Consider the following 16,819-nt stretch of genomic DNA (forward strand, 5'->3'; position numbering starts at 1 on the left):
GGCTTCTGAGGAGAAGCTAGCAAATCATATTTGGAGGAAAGATGTATCGCGCGCCGGTTTCTGAAATTTCCCATACGCTGATGAAGGTTGCAGGGCTGGAAAAAGCTCTTGATGACAACCGTTTCCCTGAATTTTCCGCCGATCTGGCGGAAGCCATTCTGGAAGAAGCCGGCAAGTTTGCCTCAGAGCGCGTCGAGCCTCTGCGCATAACCGGCGACAAGCATGGCGCGACCGTCAAGGACGGCGTCGTCACCACCGCGCCGGGCTGGAAGGAGCTTTACCGCGACTGGATCGCAGGCGGCTGGAACTCGCTGACCGGCACGCCGGACTATGGCGGCCAGGGCCTGCCCACGATGATGTCGGTGGCAGTCAGCGAAATGTGGAACTCCGGCACACTGGCCTTTGCTATTGCTCCGACGCTGACCATGGGCGCGGTCGAAGCGGTTGAGAAGCACGCCTCCAAGGAACTGAAAGACATCTATCTCGAAAAGCTCATCAGCGGCGAGTGGATGGGCACCATGAACCTCACCGAACCGCACGCCGGTTCCGATCTCGGTGTCCTTCGCACCCGCGCGGAACGTGCCGGTGACGGCACCTACCGCATCTTCGGCCAGAAGATTTTCATCACTTATGGCGAACATGACCTGACCGACAATATCGTGCATCTGGTGCTGGCGCGCCTGCCCGATGCCCCGGCTGGCACAAAGGGCATTTCGCTTTTCCTCGTGCCGAAGTTTCTCGTCAACGAGGACGGGTCGCTTGGCCGCCGCAACGATCTGTTCTGCTCCGGCCTTGAGCACAAGATGGGCATCCACGCCTCTCCGACCTGCACCATGATCTATGGCGACGGTTTCGTGAAGGGCGAGGAACAGGGCGCGGTCGGCTACCTGATCGGCGAGGAAAATCGCGGGCTGGCCTGCATGTTCACCATGATGAACAATGCCCGCCTTCTGGTCGGCATTCAGGGCGTCGGCGTGGCCGAAGCTGCCTATCAGCAAGCCCTTGCCTATGCCAAGGAGCGCAAACAGGGCCGTGCTGTCGGCGCAGACCCCAAAGGCGGCATGAGCCCGATCATCGAGCACCCGGATGTTCAGCGCATGTTGCTGACCATGAAGGCGCTGACGCAGATTGCCCGCTCCATCACCTATTCCTGCGCGCATGCCATCGACATGAGCCATGCGACGGACGGCGCAGACCAGCAGTTCTGGTCGGACCGCGCCGGACTGCTGACGCCGCTCGCGAAGAGTTTTGCGACCGATGCAGGCGTGGATGTCGCTTCGCTTGGCGTTCAGATTCATGGCGGCATGGGCTTCATCGAGGAGACGGGGGCGGCACAATTGCTGCGCGACGCCCGCATCACCCCGATCTATGAAGGCACCAACGGCATTCAGGCCATCGACCTGGTGATGCGCAAGCTGCCGCTTGGGCAGGGCGAGCACATCAAGGGCTTTCTTGCAGAATTGCAGGCAGATGCCGACAAGGCCAGCGCGTCCAATCGCCCGGAACTTGGCGAAACCGGCGCACGTCTTTCCAAGGCAATCACGCAAGCCCGCGAGGCCACCGAATGGCTGCAAAAGGCTGTGGCGGAAGGACAGCTTGAGGCTGCCCTTGCCGGGGCCACGCCTTACCAGCGCCTCTTGTCGCTCGTTTCGGGCGGCGCCTACCTCGCGCGTGCAGCGCTTGCGGGTGACGATAACGGACGTGCGGTTCTGAGCCGCTTCTTCGCGGAAAACATGCTTGCCGAAGTGTCCTCCCTGAAGGACACCGTCATCACCGGCGCCGCCAGCCTTGCCGCCGCCAAATCAGCGCTGGAGGCATAAGCATGAGCGAACATATCCTGATCGAGCGCAAAGGCGCGATCCAGATCATCCGCCTCAACCGGGCCGACAAGAAGAATGCCATTACGCGCGCCATGTATGCCACCATGGCAAAGGCGCTCAAGGATGGCGACGCCGATGACGCGGTGCGCGTGCATGCGTTTCTCGGAGTGCCGGGGGCGTTCTCATCCGGCAACGACATGCAGGATTTCATGGTCGCGGCATCGGGCGGCGATCTCGGCAACGACATTCTGGATTTTCTGGGTGCTCTTTCCAGCGCGAAGAAGCCTATCGTTTCCGGCGTCGACGGGCTGGCTATCGGCATCGGTACTACGATCCACCTGCATTGCGATCTGACATTTGCAACGTCGCGCGCCCTGTTCCGCACGCCGTTTGTCGATCTCGGCCTTGTACCGGAAGCGGCTTCCAGCCTGCTGGCTCCACCGCTGATGGGGCATCAGAAAGCATTCGCTCTCTTGGCGCTTGGCCATGGTTTTAGCGCGGAAGCTGCACAGGAAGCCGGCATCGTCTATCAGGTCGTTGCCGACGATGCACTGGAAACGGAAGTGATGAAGGCAGCGGAAGAAATCGCCTCCAAACCGCCGCAGGCCATGCAGATTGCCCGTGCGCTGATGCGCCTGCCCGCTGAAAAAGTTTCCGAACGCATTGCGCGTGAAGCCAGGCATTTCGCCGAACGGCTCACTTCGGATGAAGCCCGCGAGGCTGTCATGGCATTCCTCAGTCGAAAAAAATAAACCCGAACGTCTTTTTTTTCGGGCGCATCTTTTTCCGAAAACCGGTTTCCACTTTTCGGGATGCGCCCCAAGACATTCGGGGGCTTTTTGGAGGTCAGCCAAATCTTGTAATAAGCCATTCTAACCGAGTGGCTTTTTCAATTCCAAAGATCAGTTCCGCGCGATGATTTCCTTGCCGGAGATCACCAGACGAACGCCAAGCGTACCGGTCTTGCGGCGGGCGAGAAAACGCGGACGGCGGCGGCGCGGCTCCTGCCCCTGACGGCGAGCCTGCGGCTCGCCACTGCGGACCGCGCCGGTGCTTTTGTAAAGCGGGCGGGCAACGCCATCTTCCTCGACCAGCATCATCGGCAGGTTGAAGCTTGCGGCCCAGGCGCGCCAGTCGGCGGCAACGTCGGTCAGATCATGTGCGACAAGCAGGGGAACGGAAAGCTGCGGATCTTCATGCATCAGTTCCAGCGTCACCGTGATTTCGCCAAACTCATCTTCCACCGCGCGAGCGGCAACGCCGACAAATGCGTTGGCCGGAAGAGCGATGGACATAGGCAGGCCGCTTGACGGCAGAACCTGCCGGATCACCGCGCCGCGCTCGTTGATGGTGAAGGTTACATCGGTGCGCCCGTCGTGGGTTGCATAGGTCACGACCTGCGGAAAGTGAAACGGATCGAGCCGCAATTCCCGTCCTGCCCAATCGGGCTTCAGTCCCTTGCTCATCATTTTCGACGCCTCTGTCTCTCTGTCTCTTTTGTCTCGGGAGCCGGTTATTCCGACTTCCCTTGTTGAGCTTTTGCTCTTTGTTGAGATGGAGAATAGGCGCTGATCCTTACCGATGAGCTTAATGAGTTGGGTTAACTTTTCCCTGCCTTTTCCTTTGGTTAGCAGAATGCAACCAGGTGTAAGAATTCGGAAATTCTTCTGAAGAAGCGTTTACGATTGTTCAATCTTGCCTCCATGTCGCCAATCCTCGCCAGCAATTGACGAAATGTCCTTCTCAAGCTATTTTGTATTACAAATAGAGGAAAAAATCGTGAAAAACCAATCCCTATCTGATCCGATCACCATGCGTATTCCGCGTGATGTACTCGCAGAAATCGAAGAAATCGCCCATATCTCGGAGCGAAGCAGAAGCTGGGTGATTGTTCGGGCGATGAAGGCCTACCTCGCAGCCGAAGGCAAGGAGATCAAGGACATCGCCAAGGCTCGCCGCGCCATCGAAAATGGCGAAGGTTTTGATCTTGATGAGGTGATTGAGGAAGCAGAGGCAATCATCAAGGGCGCGGCTGCGTGAAAGTTATCGTCTCTCCGGCTGCACGGGACTATATCAAATCCGAGATCGCTTATCTGAAGTTGCGCAGCCCACGGGCGGCTCTGCAATTGAGCGAAGATTTAAAACGCCTGAAACGCGATCTTGCCCAATTTTCGCAGATGGGGCATTTCACGGAGGAATTACCCATTCCCGGCATCCGCCGTTTTGTGATGGGGGCCTATCTCATCGACTACGAAATCCACGCCGACACCATCCTTATTTTTGCCATCCCCCATGGACGCGAGCGCCCGCCGGCGATTGCACTGGATGATGATTTCGATTTCGAACAGTCATAAAAAACGGCCCCCCGATTGTAAGGGCCGTTTTCCTTTTCCTATAACACCTTGCCGGGGTTCATGATGCCCGCCGGGTCGAAGGCCGCCTTGATGCGGCGCATCAGGTCGAGCGCAATATCCTGCTTGAAGAAGGCCAGTTCCTCGCGCTTCAACTGGCCAATGCCGTGTTCCGCCGAGATCGAACCGCCATAGCTCGCAACGATCGTGTGGATACGATGGTTCAATTCGTGCCAGCGTGCAAGGAAGGCTTCCTTGTCGGCGCCCACCGGCTGCGAAACGTTATAATGCAGGTTGCCGTCACCGATATGGCCGAAGCAGACGACGCGTGCACCGGGGATCATTTCCAGCGTCGTGGTATTGGCTTCATGGATGAAGGCAGGGATGGAAGCGACCGGCACGGAAATATCGTGCTTGATCGAGCCGCCCTCCGGCTTCTGCGCCCAGGACATTTCCTCACGCATCTTCCAGAAGGATTGCGCCTGAGCCACGCTTTCGCCGATGGCGGCATCCTGAATGATGTCGTTCTCGAATGCTTCGGTAAGGATCGTTTCCAGCGTCGTGCGCGCATCCTCTTCCGAGCGGGAGGAGGAAATGTCGATCAGCACATACCAGTCATGCGGGCTTTCGAGCGGATCGCGCACGCCATCGACATGACGCACGGTGAACTCCACGCCAACACGCGGCATCAGTTCGAAGCCGGTCAGCGACGGACCTGCATGTTCGGTCGCAAGCTGGAACAGGCGCAGCACATCTTCCGGGTTGCGCAGGCCCGCATAGGCCACGCCCTTGCCCTTCGGCTGCGGGAAGATTTTCAGCACTGCTGCCGTGATGACGCCAAGCGTGCCTTCCGAACCGACAAAAAGGTCTTTCAGGTCGTAGCCGGTATTGTCCTTCTTCACATAACGAAGATCGTTGAGAATTTCGCCGGTCGGCAGCACGACTTCAAGCCCAAGGCAAAGCTCGCGCATATTGCCATAGGCTAGCACAGCCGTCCCACCCGCGTTTGAACCAAGATTGCCGCCAATCTGGCACGAGCCTTCGGCACCCAGCGACAGCGGAAACAGGCGACCGGCCTTTTCAACGGCATCCTGAAGGTTCTTCAGGATCACGCCGGCTTCCAGCGTCACCAGATTGCCGACCGTATCAAGATTGCGGATGCGGTTCATGCGACCCAGCGACAGAATGATGGCCGTACCGCTTTCATCGGGCTGCTGTCCGCCGACAAGCCCCGTATTGCCACCTTGCGGCACCACAGGCGTCTTGGTTTCGGTGGCAAGCTTCATGATCGCCGCAACTTCTTCTGTCGAACCGGGGCGAAGAACGAGCGGCGTGCGGCCATGATAAAGATCGCGCTGCTCAACGAGATAAGCGGCGAGGTCTTCCGGCGCGGTCAGCGCGTTCTTTTCACCCACGATGGCGGAGAAGCTTTCGATCAGAGCGGTGTCCAGCATAGTCTGTCTCTTGAATTCAAAGGGAGGATTAGCGCGGGGCCGCCGCGCGTTTCAAACGGTCGTTGATGGCCTCGCCGAGACCGTCAAAAGGGATGGGTTCGACAGCGATGGTAGCGGCACCCGTTGCATCAAGCCTGCGCATGAAATCGAACAGATTGGCTGCTGCTTCACGCAGATTGCCACCTACACTCAGGTTCATGATCGTTGCGGCGCTTTCTGCACCGGCCACGCGCTGCGGGCCAAAGGCAAGCAGGGCCTCACCCGGCTTCACCGAACCGACATTGAGCCGCATTGCCGCGTCAGGCGCATAATGCGAGACCATCATGCCCGGCGCCTGAATTGCGGAAGTGTGGTCGGCGCGCACCAGCTTTTCACCGATGACAGCCTCGATTTCTTCCGCGGCCAGCCCGCCCGGACGCAGAAGATGCACCCTATCGCCGTCAACCTTGACGATGGTGGATTCGACGCCGACGCCGCATGGACCGGCATCGAGGATCAGATCAAGCTTGTCGCCGAGATCGCTTGCAACGGCATTGGCGCTTGTCGGGCTGATGCGGCCGGACGTGTTGGCGCTTGGCGCCGCCACCGGACTATCCAGTTCCCTGATTATATCGCGCACACGGCCAAGCGGCATGCGGATAGCCAGCGTTTGCAGTCCCGCCGTCACAAGCGGATGGATGGGGCGATCCGTATCCTGTTTGTCTTTCAGCGGCAGAACGATAGTCAGCGGGCCGGGCCAGAATATTTCCGCGAGCCTGCGCGACAGGACGTCGAAAGTGACATAGCGCTCGGCCATGGCAATGCCGCTTACATGGGCGATCAGGGGATTGAATTGCGGGCGTCCCTTGGCTGCGAAGATTCCGGCCACGCCCTCGCCGTTCGAAGCGTCGGCGGCGAGGCCATAAACGGTTTCGGTCGGAATGGCGACGAGACCGCCGCGCCGCAGCACCTCCACTGCGCGCTGGACTGCCTCATCATCGAATTTGACTATATCGGACACTGGTTTTCCGCCTCTCGGGCGTCCCAAGTTAAGCTCGTTCTGCCTACACAAGCTCAAGCCCCTGCGCAAGCAAGCTCAGACCTGCTGGAGACACAATCACGGCAAGACGATCACAATTACGCATGAAAAATTGCGTTTTGTTAGGTTTTTCCGGGCATGGTGATTTTATTCATGCGTGAGGTGAATAATGTTATCGCGATTTATCGCTATTTCGCTGACGGCCATCGGACTGCCCGCGATTGCTTTCGCAAACGGAAATGAAAGCGCGCCAACAACCTATCAGGTCGGCTCCATCGATTATATCGGCTTTGACAAGATTGGCGCCAACGGCCTGCCAGTCTGCGGCCCTTGCGCGGAGAAAAAGGCTGCGGAACTCGACGCACAGAAGGCGATCGAAGCCCGCCGCAAGCGCGCCCGCGCCTATATGGCGCGGATGCAAGGCCAGCCTGTCCCAGACGACCTACTTGAACCCGTCGCCACGCCAGCGGAGGATTTTGACCCCGCCAAGCCAGTGCGTGTCGTCGGCGATGCTTGGGCCGTGGCATCCGGCGAAACCGACCTCGGCTCCCTCGAACTCAGACCCGGTTTGAAATAAGCAAAATGACGTCGCCGCCTCGCTCCTCATCTTGGGGAGGCGGCGTTGTGCATTTTCCCTCAGCCCTTCGAGACGCCTCCCTTCGACAAGCTCAGGGAGGCTCCTCTGAATGAGGGAAAGGTGTCGCTTGGGCTGAGTATCAGCCGGCGATTTTCGAGAAATCAGCCACCTTGCCAGTGGCCGTGCGGATCAGGTCGAGCAATGCCAGGCGATTGGCGCGGACATTCTCGTCCTCGTCATTGACCAGCACCTTTTCAAAGAACGTATCGACAGGACCGCGCAGCTTTGCGAGTGCCAGCATCGCGCCGTTGAAATCCTCGCGGGCGATGGCAGCTTCTGCCTCGGTTGACGCCAGAGTAACAGCTTCGAACAATGCCTTTTCTTCCGCCTCGCGAAGAAGGGAAGCATCGACGCGGTCAGCGACCTTGGTGCCCTTCTTTTCCTCGGCTGCGAGAATATTGGCGGCGCGCTTGGTGCCAGCCAGAAGGTTTTTGCCGTCTTCCTCGTTGATGAAGACGATCAACGCTTCCAGACGGCGCGCGACCAGCAGCAGATTGTCGGCTTCCGGCGTCAGCACGGCGTCGATGGCGTCGTAACGTGCGCCCTCTTCCTTCAGATGCACCTTGAAACGGTCGTGAAGGAAGGAGAGGAGATCGGCCAGCACCGGCTCGGACGATGCTTCCGCCTCGGCGCGAGCCTGCTTTTCATAGCTGGCCAATGCGTTGTCCACATCCTGCTCGCCGTCAACATCGCCGGAGTTTTCTGCTGCAAGCTTGGCTTCAAACTCGCGCAGCTTGCGCTGGACCTGACCTTCTTTCAACGCAGCAAAGGCCGAACGGAAGAGCGGCAGCAGCGAGAATTTCCATTCCTGCGACAGCAGGAGACGGATCACGCCCAAAGCCGCACGACGCAGCGCATAAGGGTCTTTCGAGCCGGTGGGTTTTTCATCGATAGCCCAGAAGCCGACCAGCGTGTCGAGCTTGTCGGCCAGAGCCACAGCAACCGAAACCGGGTTCTTCGGCACCACATCGGACGGACCTTGCGGCTTGTAATGTTCCTCAAGCGCTGCGGCGACGGCTTCGTCTTCGCCCTGAAGCAACGCATATTTGCGGCCCATGGCGCCCTGTAGCTCGGGGAACTCGCCGACAACTTCCGTCTGGAGATCGGCCTTGGCCAGAACAGCGGCGCGGGTGGCAAGCTTCGGATCGGCACCGACCAGCGGCGCAATCTGCGCGGCCAGTTCGCGAACGCGCTCGACACGCTCGCCTTGCGTGCCAAGCTTGGCGTGGAAGGTCACATTCAGCGCATCCAGACGCGCCATGCGCTGATCAAGCGGCTTCTTCAGATCGAGACCGAACTTCTGTGCCGAAGAGGCCAGCTTGTCGAGATCCGGCAGATCATGCTGATCGGTGTGCCAGAAATAGAGCGCATCGGAGAGACGCGCGCGCACGACCTTGCCGTTGCCGTAGGCGATCTCCGTGCCGCCATCGCGGGCCGCGATGTTGGACACCAGAATGAACTTGTTGGAAAGCGCTTCCGCCTCGCCCTGCTTGCGGGTGACGAAGCATTTCTGATTGGCGCGGATGGTGAGGCGGATGACTTCCGGCGGAATGGCAAGAAACTCTTCCTCGAACTCGCCCATCAGCACGACCGGCCATTCAACGAGACCCGACACTTCTTCCAGAAGCCCATCGTCCTCAACCAATTCAAGACCGGAAGCGAAGGCGAGATTATGGGCGTCCTGCGAAATGATTTCCTTGCGGCGCTCGGCGTCGAGCACCACGAAAGCCTTTTCCAGCTTTTCGACATAATCCTCGAAACGGCGCACCTTGATTGCCTGACCGTCGCTCAGGAAACGATGACCGTAGGTGACGTTACCCGACTTGATGCCGTCGACATCAAAATCGATGATCTGCGTTTCCTCGGTTTCAGGGCCGAAGGTGCAGAGGATCGATTGCAGCGGGCGCACCCAACGGAGCGAACCGGGCTTGGCAGAAGCCGCACCCCAGCGCATGGATTTCGGCCATGGGAAGTTGCGGATCGTCTGCGGCACCAGTTCGGCGATGATTTCTTCCGCCGCGCGGCCGGGCTTCGTCAGATGGGCGACGTAGAAATCACCCTTCTTCGGATCGGAGTGCACATGCGCCTGCGAGACATCCGTCAGGCCTGCCTTGCGCAGAAAGCCCTGAATTGCCTGTTCCGGGGCTGTGATCGACGGGCCCTTGATATCCTCATGCACGTCCTTGGAACGCACGGTGAGACCGCGAATGTCGAGCGCCAGACGGCGCGGCGTCCAGTACGCGGTTGCGGCTTCATAGGTCAGGCCAGCATCGACCAGACCATCGGTGATCATCTTTTTCAGATCGCCTGCGGCCTTGCGCTGCATGCGGGCTGGAATTTCCTCGGAAAAGAGTTCGAGCAACAAATCAGGCATATCACTCGCCCTCACGCTTGAAATTGAAACCACCGGCGTCCGTCAACAGGAACGCTTCGCCGCACTGGCGCGCAAGATTGCGCACACGCAGGATGTAGCTCTGGCGCTCGGTAACCGAGATCACGCCGCGCGCATCCATCAGGTTGAAGACGTGAGACGCCTTGATGCATTGGTCGTAGGCCGGGAAAACGCATTTATGGAGAGAATTTTCACCAGTACTGCCAGCTTTCAGAACGGCCTCGCATTCGCGCTCCGCATCGATGAAGTGCTGATGCAGCATTTCGGTATTGGCCATCTCGAAATTGTAGCGGGAATATTCCTGCTCGGCTTGCAGGAACACGTCGCCATAGGTGACCTTCTCGTCGCCTTCGAGACCATTGAAGTTGAGGTCGTAGACATTGTCCACGCCCTGCACATACATGGCGAGGCGTTCCAGACCATAGGTCAGTTCGCCCGAAACCGGTGAGCATTCGATGCCGCAGACCTGCTGAAAGTAAGTGAACTGCGACACTTCCATGCCGTCGCACCAGCATTCCCAGCCGAGGCCCCACGAACCCGTCGTCGGGTTTTCCCAGTCGTCCTCGACAAAGCGCACGTCGTGGAGGTTCATGTCGATGCCGATGGCCTTCAGCGAACCGAGATAGAGTTCCTGCAAATTGGGCGGGCTTGGCTTCAGAAGAACCTGATACTGGTAATAGTGCTGGAGACGGTTCGGATTTTCGCCGTAGCGGCCATCCTTCGGGCGGCGCGACGGCTGCACATAGGCAACATTCCACGGGCGCGGTCCGAGCGCACGCAACGTCGTCGCCGGGTGCAACGTACCCGCGCCCACTTCCATGTCGTAGGGTTGCAGGATGGCGCAACCTCGCTCAGCCCAATAGTTATGGAGCGTCAGGATCAAACCCTGAAAGGAACGGGTGGGATGCATATGTGCTGGCAACGTACTGGACACGGGGTCGGGCCTCGTAATTGAAATGATGGCCCGGTCTAATTTGTCAGCACGGCAGGGTCAAGCACAGGCTGCCGGTTTCGGTGTCACACCACCCTGAAACCGGCAGCCCGAAGCAGTTAATCCGTTGCCGGCTTTTCAGGAGCCGTGCCGGAAGGTCCGGCAGGCGCAGGCGATGGAGCAGGTGCGTCCGGCTTTTGCTCAACAGGCTTTGCCGCATCGGCGGAAGATTTCCCCGGAATATCCGGCAAGCCTTTCTTGAGCTTTTCCTCGATCTTGGTCAGCTCTTCAGGCTCCGGCTTGCCTGCAATGGCGTGGTTCCACTGGAACGTCGCTTCGAGAAGACGACCGACGCGCCAATAGGCATCGCCCATATGGTCGTTGATCGTCGGGTCTTCCGGACGAAGCTTGACCGCCTTTTCCAGTTCGATCACCGCTTCCGGATAGCGGCCAAGCATGTAATAGGCCCAGCCAAGCGAGTCGACGATATAACCGTCCTGCGGGCGCAGTTCGACCGCCTTCTTGATCATGCCCAGCGCTTCATCGAGATTCTCGCCGCGGTCCACCCAGGAATAACCAAGATAGTTCAGCACCTGCGGCTGGTCGGGATAAAGCTCCAGCGCCTTGCGGAAATTGGGTTCTGCCTTGTCCCACTCCTTCAGGCGTTCATAGGCAATGCCGCGTTGATAAAAGACCGGCCAGTCCTTGCGCTCCGGCGTCTTTATTTGCTCGACAGCAGCATCGTAGATCTTCGCCGCATCGGCGAAATTCTTGTCCTGCGCATAGACGCCGCCGAGCGCCAGATAGGTGCGCATGTCCGTCTTGTCGCGGTCGAGAAGAATTTTGAGCTGCTTGATGGCTTCCGCCGACTGGCTGTTTTCGGCCAGATTGAGCGCTCGCTGCATTTCGGCATCGCGGCGGTAAGGCGATTTCTCCGGCACGCGGCCGTAATATTCGATGGCCTTTTCCGGCTGACGCAATTTCGCGGAAATATCACCCAGCTGATAAAGCGTCGCATCATTGTCGGGGCGCAGCGGCAGCGACATCTGCAGATATAGCTTTGCAAAAGCTTCCGCGCCGCTGCGATTGATCGCGGTGCCAAGCGTATAGAGCGCTTCGGCGGCACCTTCCTGAGCGGTCTTGATCAGGCGGCCATATTTTTCGCCTGCCTCGATCTTTTCGCGCATTTCGGTGATCGTCATGCGACCGTTGAGAAGTTCCTCGGCATCTTTCAGCGTCTTGATCGCGCCTTCCTTGTCGCCCTGACGGAGCTTGAAGGAGGCATAGGCCATCACGATGCGTTCATATGTGTCAGGTGCAGCGCTTCCGCCCGGCCTGTCATCGACGGCCTGCTGGTAGAAATCACGCGCTTCCTGCTTTTGACCGGCAAGATCGGCAATCAGCGCGGAATTATAAGTGCGGAACAAGCCGTACCATTCCGGCCCCTGCATCTTCTGAATGTCGGCGAGCGCCTGTTTGGGATTGCCCTGCCCGACCTTCACCCATGCATTCATGAAGCCGGTCGCAAGGCGATCCATATCGGATTGCATCGACAGCATCAGAAGCGGCCCGACCTTGCGATATTGCTTGCGGTTCATGGCGTCGATGGCCAGCGCCACCCGCGAAAAACGCTCGATGTCCGGGATGTTCTTCAATTCTTCCGCCAGCGGCAGGGCGTCCTTGAAACGGCCTTCCGTCAGCAGAACCAGCAGCAAATCCTGTTTGATCTGCGCATTATTCGGATCGAATGCCATGGCCTGCCGATAAAAATCGACGGCGGCGGCGAGATTATTATCGGATTCGGCAGTACGTCCGGCAAGATAGGCCCCGGCGAACGACCCGGCGCGGACAGGAGGCGGTACGGGATCGGTTGTCGCCTTGGCCAAAGCACCGCTTGTCGGGATCGCTATTCCCGCCAGAAGCGAGAGCAGCAAACCATAAAGCGGGCGGTATTTCGATCCTTGCCGCATAAAGCCCTATCCTCTTCTCAAATCCCTGTGACAGATACCGGCAAGTAAACCCTCAAGAGCCGTACAGGCTGTCTCTTTGCCGGAAAAGGCACCCCAAGCATGGCCTTTTTGGGATGGCGGGGCAAGAAAAGCATCCGTGAGAATGCTTTTCCTGAGTATCGGCGCTGGCCGGAGTGTCGCAATAACTGCCGGTCAGTTCACGCGGCTGATGCAGAAATCAATGACTTCGATCAGCGCATCCTTCTGGGGCGTTGCTTTCAGGGGCGCCAGAGCATCGCGGGCAATTTCGCCGAAATGCCGCGCGCGCTGCACTGTGTCGGCAATCGCGCCGTGCTTCGTCATCAGGCCGATGGCTTTTTCGAGCGAGGCGTCGTCACTGGCGCCGTCTTCGATCGCGTTCTTCCAGAAAGCGCGCTCGTCGTCGGTGCCGCGGCGATAGCTGAGAATCACCGGAAGAGTGATCTTGCCTTCGCGGAAATCGTCGCCGGTATTCTTGCCCAGATCGACCGCCGAGCCGCCATAATCCAGCGCATCATCGACAAGCTGGAAGGCAAGGCCGAGATTAAGTCCGTAGTCGCGCAAGGCTGCGCGATCCGCCTCCCGCGCGCCTGCGATGATGGGGCCAACTTCACCCGCCGCCGAGAACAGCGCCGCAGTCTTGGCCTTGATGACCGCCAGATATTCGTCTTCGGTGGTTTCCATGTTCTTGGCGGCGGCAAGCTGCATCACTTCGCCTTCGGCAATCACCGAAGCCGAGGTTGCCAGAACGTCGAGCGCATCAAGCGAACCGACATCGACCATCATCTTGAAGGCCTGCCCCAGCAGGAAATCGCCGACGAGAACGCTCGCCTGATTGCCCCAAATCATGCGCGCCGTGCTTTTGCCGCGGCGCAAATCGCTTTCATCGACCACATCATCGTGCAGAAGCGTGGCGGTGTGCATGAATTCCACGGCCGTCGCGAGACGCACATGGCCGTCGCCCTCGTAGCCGAACATGCGCGCTGCCGCGAGCGTCATCATGGGGCGCAGGCGCTTGCCGCCCGAGGAAATCAGATGATTGGCGACTTCCGGTATCATTTCGACATCGGATCCGGCGCGGGAAAGGATCATCTGGTTCACCCGCGCCATATCGGCCTTTGTCAGATCGACAAGCGGCTGAACCGATCCTTCCTGTTTCTTTTTACCGTCCAGATTCAGAACCACACCCAATGCCATTTCTCCTAGCTGCCCGGCCACACTATTAAAGCTGCCCGGATTGCTCAAGACGCAACTGCCCCCAAAGCGCCCTCAAAGCGTTACTATTCCAACGCCTGTTCACCATTGAAGGAAGCTGTTGTCAATGCGGTGCATTCGCTACAAACTGTTCAAATGATCGAACTTATGCGCACGAATGATTCCGTTCTGCTGTCCTTTGCCGAGGCCTTGATGAAAGAGGCCGGGATCGCTTATTTCATTGCCGACACGAATATGAGCATCATCGAAGGCTCTTTGGGCGTGCTACCGCGCCGGCTTCTGGTCAGCGAGGAGCAGCTTGAGGAAGCGCGGCAAATTCTGATTGATGCCGAGATGGAACACGAACTGCGCGATCAATGAATTCGGAAACAGGTTCGGAAACTGAAAATGAGGCCGCAGAAACGCTGGATGTGTTTCATCGTGGGGCATTTCATCTCGTCCAGCCCGCATTGAAAGGCCATCGCTCCGGCGTGGATGCGATGATTCTGGCAAGCGCTGTTCCAAACGGTTTCGCCGGGCGCGTGGCCGATCTTGGCAGCGGTGCGGGCGCTGCCGGGCTTGCCGTCGCCTCCCGCTGCCCCGGAGCCGCGATCACCCTCGTCGAGCGTTCCGGTTTCATGGCCGGTTTTGCCCGCAAGAGCATCAACCATCCACTGAATGCCGCTCTGGCAGGGCGCATCAGCGTGATCGAAGCCGACGTATCGCTCAAAGGCAAGGCGCGCATCGCCGCCGGACTTGCCGACAACAGCTTCGATTTCGCCATCATGAACCCGCCCTTCAACGAAGCGCGGGATCGCAGCACCCCCGATCCATTGAAGGCGGAAGCGCATGTCATGCCCGAAGGCATGTTCGACCAATGGGTGCGCACCGCGGCAGCCATCGTGAAACCCGGCGGCGGCATTGCCATCATCGCCCGCCCCGGTTCCATTTCTGCCATTCTCGAAGCACTTTCAGGACGGTTTGGCGGCGTGAAGATCGTCCCCGTCCAGCCACGGCCAGACGCGGCGGCAATCCGCATCGTCGCGACAGGCACACGCGGGAGCCGCGCGGGTCTTTCCCTGATGCCGGCGCTCATTCTCCATGGCGGCGAGGGGCATGGTTTCACGCCGCGCGCCGACGGCATCAATAACGGGCTTGATGCCCTCATTTAGAGCAAGCGTTTCACACTTTTCGGGATGCGCTCTGACTTCTCGGCTGGGCCAGCACGACCAGATTGCGGTCGGGGTCGCGCAATTTCAGAATCATCATATAGTCGGCGGCTTCGATATTTCCGGGGCGAATCCCATCGAATGAAAGCCGCGCATGTTCGGCCCGCACATCGCCGACGATCAGCGTCAGCGTACCATGCCCCGCATCGGCCGGGTTCAGATAAAGCTGGAACCCCGCGCTTGGCCCATGATGCCATTCCGCCAGCCCGTCCATCGGCCGTGCATCGGGGTTGCGGTCGAAGATCGTCGCAAACCATTCCGTGCTGCGTTCAAGATCGGAACAGGTGAGCTGGGCAAAAATTGCTGTGAGCGCCATCGCGGTCTCCTCCCGGATCGGATAACACGGCAGCATTTCATAAGTTCCAACGACCCAGAACTTGCCTATTTCAATCAAGGCAGGTGATTTTGATTGAAACCCTATATTCGAGCCAATATTCCTAAACCGCAATTTTCGTTCTGCGGCTCCCCGCCGCCCTTTTCCGAAAACGCGCAGACAACAAACAGATAAGAACAGGCAACGGGAACCCATGAACCACAGCCCAGACAATAGCCGCCCCGTATCGATCATGCGGCGCTTCCTCGATAGCGAATCCGCAGGCGGCATAAGCCTCATGGCGGCGGCAGCACTCGCGCTCATTGTGGCGAACTCTCCGTTCTCGCACGTCTATTTCGAAGCGTTGCACCTCTATATCGGACCGCTCAGCCTTTCTCACTGGATCAACGACGCCTTGATGGCGGTGTTCTTCCTGCTCGTGGGCCTGGAAATCAAACGCGAGTTTCTCGACGGACAGCTGGCAAGCTGGCCAAACCGCATGTTGCCCGGCATTGCCGCCGCTGGCGGCGTCATCCTGCCAGCCATCATCTTTACCGCGCTCAACTGGCACGATCCCGCCAAGGTGCGCGGCTGGGCCGTGCCCTCCGCAACCGACATCGCCTTTGCGCTTGGCGTGCTGTCGCTGCTGGGATCGCGGGTCCCCTCCAGCCTCAAGGTGTTTCTGGCGACGCTCGCCATTCTGGACGATCTTGCGGCGGTCGTGATTATCGCCATTTTCTACACGGCTGAAATCTCCCTGCCCTATCTTGGCGCGGCTTTCGCCGCCGCCCTGGTTCTGTTCGCCATGAACCGCATGGGCGTGATGAAGCTGCTGCCTTATCTGGTCGGCGGGGCAGCACTGTGGTTCTTCGTGCTGAATTCCGGCGTTCATGCAACGGTCGCAGGCGTGGTGACGGCGCTGATGATTCCGCTGAAACCCGCGCCCGGCAAGCCCGACGATATGACCTCGCCTCTGCATGTGCTGGAACATGCGCTGGCCAAGCCCGTCGCATTCTTCATCGTGCCTGTTTTCGGCTTCGCCAATGCGGGCATATCGTTCGCAGGTCTCGACGCCTCGGTAATGCGGGACACACTCACGCTTGGCATCATGCTCGGCCTCTTCATCGGCAAGCAGCTTGGTGTTTTCGGCGCAGCCTGGCTCGCCATCAAGACGGGCCTTGCCCAAAAGCCGCTCGGCGCGACATGGGTGCAGCTTTACGGCGTAGCGGTCCTGTGCGGGATCGGCTTCACGATGAGCATCTTCATCGGCCTCCTCTCCTTCCCGTCCGAACTCATGCAGGCCGAAACCAAGATCGGCGTGCTCGCCGGTTCAGGCCTGTCGGCGATTTGCGGCTATATTCTGCTGCGGCTGGTCACGAAGCCGAAAAACGCCTGACGAAACAAATACCGCCGCCCGGAAACAAATTTCCGGGCGGTTTTCTTTGTGTTTCCCATATTGCTCCCTACATTGCGGCTGAGAGATTTCAGTTCA

General features: G+C 58.9%; 16 protein-coding genes and 1 pseudogene. 9 read left to right on the forward strand and 8 right to left on the reverse strand.

Translation table 11 applies throughout. From position 1 onward, the window contains the following. The first annotated feature begins 41 nt into the window (after positions 1-41). Positions 42-1,820, forward strand: a complete 1,779-nt coding sequence (locus AC0TNJ_RS07095) for an acyl-CoA dehydrogenase family protein (RefSeq protein ID WP_473770683.1) — start codon at positions 42-44, stop codon at positions 1,818-1,820. A 2-nt stretch (positions 1,821-1,822) separates the two neighbouring features. Further along, a complete protein-coding gene (locus tag AC0TNJ_RS07100; protein WP_473770684.1) occupies positions 1,823-2,572 on the forward strand; it encodes a crotonase/enoyl-CoA hydratase family protein in 750 nt (249 codons plus the stop codon). A gap of 150 nt (positions 2,573-2,722) precedes the next feature. On the opposite strand, the gene AC0TNJ_RS07105 is transcribed toward AC0TNJ_RS07100, so the two are convergent. After that, the gene (locus tag AC0TNJ_RS07105; RefSeq protein ID WP_122003170.1) at positions 2,723-3,289 is read right to left on the reverse strand and encodes a DUF6101 family protein; all 567 of its coding nucleotides are present in this window, start codon (positions 3,287-3,289) and stop codon (positions 2,723-2,725) included. Here AC0TNJ_RS07105 and AC0TNJ_RS07110 point away from each other — a divergent pair. The 3 genes and pseudogenes from AC0TNJ_RS07110 to AC0TNJ_RS07120 all read left to right on the forward strand — a co-directional run bounded on the left by AC0TNJ_RS07110 (position 3,279) and on the right by AC0TNJ_RS07120 (position 4,174). Next, positions 3,279-3,491, forward strand: a pseudogene (locus AC0TNJ_RS07110) (hypothetical protein). The gene AC0TNJ_RS07105 and the pseudogene AC0TNJ_RS07110 sit on opposite strands and share 11 nt — an antisense overlap. Before the next feature lie 108 nt (positions 3,492-3,599). After that, the gene (locus AC0TNJ_RS07115; RefSeq protein WP_473770685.1) at positions 3,600-3,860 is read left to right on the forward strand and encodes a CopG family ribbon-helix-helix protein; all 261 of its coding nucleotides are present in this window, start codon (positions 3,600-3,602) and stop codon (positions 3,858-3,860) included. After that, on the forward strand, positions 3,857-4,174 hold the full coding sequence (locus tag AC0TNJ_RS07120) for a type II toxin-antitoxin system RelE/ParE family toxin (protein ID WP_473770686.1): 318 nt from the start codon (positions 3,857-3,859) through the stop codon (positions 4,172-4,174). Before AC0TNJ_RS07115 ends, AC0TNJ_RS07120 begins: the two co-directional genes overlap by 4 nt. Before the next feature lie 38 nt (positions 4,175-4,212). Here the strand turns inward: AC0TNJ_RS07120 and AC0TNJ_RS07125 are convergent, their stop codons facing one another. Next, positions 4,213-5,625 carry an FAD-binding oxidoreductase gene (locus AC0TNJ_RS07125; RefSeq protein ID WP_473770687.1) on the reverse strand — a complete coding sequence of 471 codons (1,413 nt, stop codon included), beginning with the start codon at positions 5,623-5,625 and terminating at the stop codon, positions 4,213-4,215. Positions 5,626-5,653: 28 nt separating this feature from the next. Continuing rightward, on the reverse strand, positions 5,654-6,625 hold the full coding sequence (locus AC0TNJ_RS07130; protein ID WP_473770688.1) for an L-threonylcarbamoyladenylate synthase: 972 nt from the start codon (positions 6,623-6,625) through the stop codon (positions 5,654-5,656). Between the two features lie 187 nt (positions 6,626-6,812). Here AC0TNJ_RS07130 and AC0TNJ_RS07135 point away from each other — a divergent pair, with 187 nt between their 5' ends. Continuing rightward, complete coding sequence (locus AC0TNJ_RS07135; protein WP_473770689.1) at positions 6,813-7,220, forward strand: hypothetical protein; 408 nt, start codon at positions 6,813-6,815, stop codon at positions 7,218-7,220. Positions 7,221-7,359: 139 nt separating this feature from the next. Here AC0TNJ_RS07135 and glyS read toward each other — a convergent pair whose 3' ends face one another. The 4 genes from glyS to AC0TNJ_RS07155 all read right to left on the reverse strand — a co-directional run bounded on the left by glyS (position 7,360) and on the right by AC0TNJ_RS07155 (position 13,782). Continuing rightward, on the reverse strand, positions 7,360-9,654 hold the full coding sequence (gene glyS, locus AC0TNJ_RS07140) for a glycine--tRNA ligase subunit beta (RefSeq protein ID WP_473770690.1): 2,295 nt from the start codon (positions 9,652-9,654) through the stop codon (positions 7,360-7,362). Between the two features lies 1 nt (position 9,655). After that, the gene (locus AC0TNJ_RS07145; protein WP_122003163.1) at positions 9,656-10,582 is read right to left on the reverse strand and encodes a glycine--tRNA ligase subunit alpha; all 927 of its coding nucleotides are present in this window, start codon (positions 10,580-10,582) and stop codon (positions 9,656-9,658) included. 140 nt (positions 10,583-10,722) lie between these two features. Continuing rightward, entirely contained in the window at positions 10,723-12,573 is a 1,851-nt protein-coding gene (locus AC0TNJ_RS07150; protein WP_473770691.1) for a tetratricopeptide repeat protein, read from the reverse strand. 192 nt (positions 12,574-12,765) lie between these two features. Beyond that, on the reverse strand, positions 12,766-13,782 hold the full coding sequence (locus AC0TNJ_RS07155) for a polyprenyl synthetase family protein (RefSeq protein ID WP_122003300.1): 1,017 nt from the start codon (positions 13,780-13,782) through the stop codon (positions 12,766-12,768). Positions 13,783-13,941: 159 nt separating this feature from the next. On the opposite strand from AC0TNJ_RS07155, the gene AC0TNJ_RS07160 reads away from it, so the two are divergent. Then, a complete protein-coding gene (locus AC0TNJ_RS07160) occupies positions 13,942-14,166 on the forward strand; it encodes a putative signal transducing protein (protein ID WP_122003301.1) in 225 nt (74 codons plus the stop codon). After that, positions 14,163-14,957: a methyltransferase gene (locus AC0TNJ_RS07165; protein ID WP_122003161.1), complete on the forward strand. Its 795-nt coding sequence runs from the start codon at positions 14,163-14,165 to the stop codon at positions 14,955-14,957. Before AC0TNJ_RS07160 ends, AC0TNJ_RS07165 begins: the two co-directional genes overlap by 4 nt. A 10-nt stretch (positions 14,958-14,967) precedes the next feature. Here the strand turns inward: AC0TNJ_RS07165 and AC0TNJ_RS07170 are convergent, their stop codons facing one another. Continuing rightward, a complete protein-coding gene (locus tag AC0TNJ_RS07170) occupies positions 14,968-15,330 on the reverse strand; it encodes a VOC family protein (RefSeq protein ID WP_473768721.1) in 363 nt (120 codons plus the stop codon). 211 nt (positions 15,331-15,541) lie between these two features. Here AC0TNJ_RS07170 and nhaA point away from each other — a divergent pair, with 211 nt between their 5' ends. Continuing rightward, positions 15,542-16,723, forward strand: a complete 1,182-nt coding sequence (gene nhaA, locus AC0TNJ_RS07175) for a Na+/H+ antiporter NhaA (RefSeq protein WP_122003160.1) — start codon at positions 15,542-15,544, stop codon at positions 16,721-16,723. Positions 16,724-16,819: the final 96 nt, after the last annotated feature.

This window comes from Ochrobactrum sp. PL_is483 (assembly GCF_055816855.1).